Raw genomic sequence first — 390 nt, forward strand, 5'->3', positions numbered from 1 at the left:
GGCCCGGCCCGCATCCCGCTCCAACGTCAAACGCCATCATGTAGCGACTGCTGGTCGGGAGTTATGGCTGGTACCCAAGGCCGGACTCGAACCGGCACGCCTTGCGGCGGGGGATTTTGAATCCCCTGCGTCTACCATTCCGCCACTTGGGCACGCCGGGGCCGTTTAGCGCGAGCAGACATTCCGGGCAAGCGAAATCACTTCCCCTACACTGTGTCTTGACCACGGCGCGCCAGCATGGTGTTGGAGATGCGCAGACCGGAGTGCCGCGGATGATCAGACGTCTCTATGACTGGACCCTCGCCTGGGCCCAACATCGCCATGCCGTCTGGGCGCTGGCCGTGGTGGCCTTTGTCGAAAGCTCCTTCTTTCCGATTCCGCCCGACATCC

Annotated in this window: 1 tRNA gene and 1 pseudogene; one reads left to right on the plus strand and one right to left on the minus strand. The window is 63.3% G+C overall.

Annotated features, from left to right (window positions below):
* Positions 1 to 68: 68 nt before the first annotated feature.
* Positions 69 to 152, minus strand: a tRNA-Leu gene (locus tag A3764_RS21595).
* Between the two features lie 120 nt (positions 153 to 272).
* On the opposite strand from A3764_RS21595, the pseudogene A3764_RS21600 reads away from it, so the two are divergent.
* Positions 273 to 390 (plus strand): annotated as a pseudogene (locus A3764_RS21600) (DedA family protein); the annotation flags it as partial.

The organism is Sulfitobacter sp. HI0129 (assembly GCF_001635395.1).
Classification (GTDB): domain Bacteria; phylum Pseudomonadota; class Alphaproteobacteria; order Rhodobacterales; family Rhodobacteraceae; genus Sulfitobacter.